The 3,721-nt window shown below is 63.2% G+C and carries 3 protein-coding genes; 2 read left to right on the top strand and 1 reads right to left on the bottom strand.

Annotated elements, in window-relative coordinates; genetic code table 11:
• Window positions 1–51 precede the first annotated feature (51 nt).
• Complete coding sequence (locus tag IC50_RS00015; protein ID WP_035699081.1) at window positions 52–1,110, top strand: phosphotransferase family protein; 1,059 nt, start codon at window positions 52–54, stop codon at window positions 1,108–1,110.
• A 53-nt stretch (window positions 1,111–1,163) separates the two neighbouring features.
• Window positions 1,164–1,517, top strand: a complete 354-nt coding sequence (locus tag IC50_RS00010) for a barstar family protein (protein WP_035699079.1) — start codon at window positions 1,164–1,166, stop codon at window positions 1,515–1,517.
• A gap of 190 nt (window positions 1,518–1,707) precedes the next feature.
• Here IC50_RS00010 and argE read toward each other — a convergent pair whose 3' ends face one another.
• Window positions 1,708–2,880 carry an acetylornithine deacetylase gene (argE, locus tag IC50_RS00005; protein ID WP_035699078.1) on the bottom strand — a complete coding sequence of 391 codons (1,173 nt, stop codon included), beginning with the start codon at window positions 2,878–2,880 and terminating at the stop codon, window positions 1,708–1,710.
• Window positions 2,881–3,721 lie beyond the last annotated feature (841 nt).

Genomic DNA, 3,721 nt, shown 5'->3' with positions numbered 1-3,721 from the left:
CTCGCTTCGCGAGCCCCGGAATGACGGAAAATAAGAAGAGGGAGCGTCATCGTGGCTGACGGCGTCAGGAAAGACGAAGAGTTCTCGGGCACCAAGCCGGTCGAGGAGCGGCATCGTTTCGACGAGCTGCGCCTGGAAGGCTGGATGCGCGAGCACGTCGAGGGCTTCGAGGGGCCGCTGGTCGTCCTCCAGTTCAAGGGCGGCCAGTCCAACCCGACCTACCGTCTCAACACGCCGAACCGCTCCTACGTGATGCGCCGCAAGCCGTTCGGCAAGTTGCTGCCGTCGGCGCATGCGGTCGATCGCGAATATCGGGTGATCGCGGCGCTTGGAAAGCAGGGTTTTCCGGTCGCACGCGCCTATGCGCTGTGCCAGGACGACGGCGTCATCGGCGCGGCCTTCTACATCATGTCGATGGAGGAGGGCCGGGTGTTCTGGGATCCGACGCTGCCGAGCCAGGACCCCGACGCGCGGCGCAAGATCTTCACCAGCAAGATCGAGACGCTCGCCAAGCTCCACATGTACGATCCCACGGCGATCGGCCTCGGCGATTTCGGCAAGCCCGGTAACTACTTTGCACGCCAGATCGACCGCTGGACCAAGCAGTATCGCGCGTCCGAGACGCAGCACATTCCCGAATTCGAGAAGGTCGCCGAATGGCTGCCCAAGACCGTGCCGGAGCAGGCGCGCGTCTCGATCGTGCATGGCGACTATCGCCTCGACAACATGATTTTCCACGCAACGGAACCGCGCGTTCAGGCCGTGCTGGACTGGGAGCTGTCGACGCTCGGCGATCCCATGGCCGACTTCACCTATCTCCTCATGCAGTGGATCATGCCGGGCCTGCAAGGCGTCGACCTCAAGGCGCTCAACATCCCGAGCCTGGAAGAAGCGGCGCAGATCTATTGCAACGCGACCGGGATGAGCGTGCCCGATCTCAACTGGTACTTCTCCTACAATCTCTTCCGCCTCGCGGGCATCACCCAAGGCATCGCCGGCCGCATCCGCGACGGCACCGCCGCCAACGCCAAGGCGCTTGAGTCAGCCAAGCGCACCGTGCCGCTGTCAAAGGCGTCGTGGGAATACGCGCAGAAGGCGGGCGCGGTGTAGGAGAGACAAGGGCGCGAAGCACAGGCTGCGCGCCCTTTTTTGCTTGGGTAGTCATGAGAACGACCGTCGTCGAAATTCCTGCCGAGAAAATCGTGGATTGGGAGAGCTTCCACTCAGTCTTCCAAGCCGCGCTCGGTTTTCCTGCGTTCTACGGCCGCAATATGAACGCCTGGATCGATTGTTTGACCTACGTTGACGAGTCCGATGGGATGACGAGGGTCTCGGTCGGCGAAGGGGGCTTGTTGGCGCTACGCATCGATAACGCGCCGGATTTCGAACGGCGGTGCCCGGAACAATTTCGGGCACTCCTTGAGTGTACGGCGTTTGTGAACTACCGGCGTATTGAAGCCGGCAACGAACCGCTTCTGACGTTAATCCTTAGTGGCTGGTTTAGCACGCCGTCTTAGGTGCCGTAGCCCGGGTGAGCGAAGCGACACCCGGGAAAGTGGTCCCGCATGTCGCTTCGCTCATGCGGGCTACGGGCGTGCCCACACGCATTCCGTCATTGCGAGCGTAGCGAAGCAATCCAGACCATCTCCGCGGAAAGATTCTGGATTGCTTCGTCGCAAGAGCTCCTCGCAATGACGGGGATGCGCATCACCCCTTCGCGCAATGCGCGATCAGCCGCTCCACGAAGCTCGCGCATTTCTCCAGCTCGGCCATCTCCACGAACTCGTCCGGCGTATGCGCCTGCGCGATCGCGCCCGGACCGATCACCACCGAGGGGATGTCGGCGATGCTGGCAAACAAACTGGCTTCGGTGCCGAAAGCGACCTTGGCGTGGTCGTTGCGGCCCGCAAGGCTCTTGGCGAGGGTGACGATCGCGGCGTCGGCAGCGGTGTCGAGCGCGGGATAGTCGAGAATCTCCTCGAAATCGATGCCGCACTCGGGATGTCTTGCCTTCATCGCCGGCTCGATCTCGGCCTTGGCCCAGGCGACGATCGCATCCGTCACCTCTCTGGACTCGGTGATGCCGATGCCGCGGCATTCGAAATCCACCGTGCAGGTATCCGGCACGATGTTCAGCGCGGCGCCGCCGTGCACGATGCTGGTGAGCAGCGTCGAATGCGGAACGTCGTAGAGGCTGTCCGTCGCGCGCGCGGCCGCGAGTGCGACGGCACGGCGGCGGATCTCGACGATCAGCTCGGCCGCGTATTCGATCGCGTTGACGCCGTCGGGCGCGATCGAGGAGTGGCGGGCGAGCCCGCGAAAGGTCGCGCGCACGCCGTGCTTGCCCTTGTGGCCGATAATGACCTGCATCTGGGTCGGCTCGCCGATGAAGGCGCCGAGCGGCCTGATCGTCTTCTTCGCGACCTCGCGCAGCATCGGCCGCACGCCGACGCAGCCGATCTCCTCGTCATAGGAGATCGCCAGATGAATCGGCGTTGCGAGCCTGGCCTCCAGCATCTCCGGCACCATGGCGAGGCACACCGCGACAAATCCCTTCATGTCGGTGGTGCCGCGGCCATAGAGCCTGCCGTCGCGCTCGACGAGCTTGAACGGATCATGGCTCCAGTCCTGGCCCGCGACCGGCACGACGTCGGTGTGGCCGGACAGAACGAGGCCGGGACGGTCTTCGGGGCCGATCGTGACCCACAGCGAGGCCTTCTCGCCGGTCTCATCGACGATGCGCTCGCCCTTGACGCCGAGCGCGGCGAGATAGCTCTCGATATGGGCAATCAAGGGCAGGTTGGTGCGGTCGCTGACGGTGTCGAAGCCGACGAGGTCGGCGAGGATCTGGCGGATACGGTCGGGTCTTGAGCCTGGCATGTCTCGGTCTTGTCAGAGGGATGGAAGCTGAAGGCGATTGCATGAAGCGACTGCATGAACCATACCAACGTGGTGGCGGGATGGGCAAATCAACACGATGCTCTCCGTAGCCCGGGTGAGCGAAGCGACAGCCGGGACAGTTCGCGCCGGGAATCCCGGATGTCGCCTCGCTCATGCGGTCTACCAGACCTTGCGTTGCCCGACGGGCAAAACACCCAAACCATCGGTCAAGACGTCTCGCCGAAAATATTCCACTTTACCGAATTTCGGAATTGGCGTATGTGTCGCGGCAACCCGGCCCAAGGAAGAGGGGCGTATCGCGATCGTCACGACACGCGGGCCGGACGGCGGTGGACGCAGGTTGCATCGGCGCGAATGGCTTTTCGCAGGGCAGGCGACTGTGAGCGAAGGCCTCGCGCGGACGACCGGTGTGACGTGCGTACGGCAAAATCGTGTGGTCCTGACGCCCGGGGTCTGTGCGTCAAGTCTTGCGGTGATGTGTGTTGCCTGACCGGGCGAGCGCATCAGCCATCTGCGAGGCGACGGGGGCAATAGTGCATCGCTCCCCGGGGAGAGCACGACATAAGCCGTCAAACCACTGCGCAGGGAAGGCCGATTGCTTGGCTACACCTGTATGCCGCTGTGCAGATTCTTGTTGCCACCTTTCGCACAGTGGACCGTGGGTGCCCGGCCGGCATCCGGTCTTCCCTGCGCCCTTTTCAATCGAGGGTGAGGCGACAAGCAAAGCTCGGACAAGCCGCGAGGACGTGAAAGTGTGTCTGCGATGACGATGCGAATTTGAAAGAGCGACGCTGCCGCTTCTTGCTCCGTCATTGCGAGC

Origin of the sequence: Bradyrhizobium genomosp. I (2014) (assembly GCF_000261685.1) — a bacterium.
In the GTDB taxonomy this organism is placed as follows: Bacteria; Pseudomonadota; Alphaproteobacteria; order Rhizobiales; family Xanthobacteraceae; genus Bradyrhizobium.
This window is presented reverse-complemented; position numbering and strand designations above follow the sequence as displayed.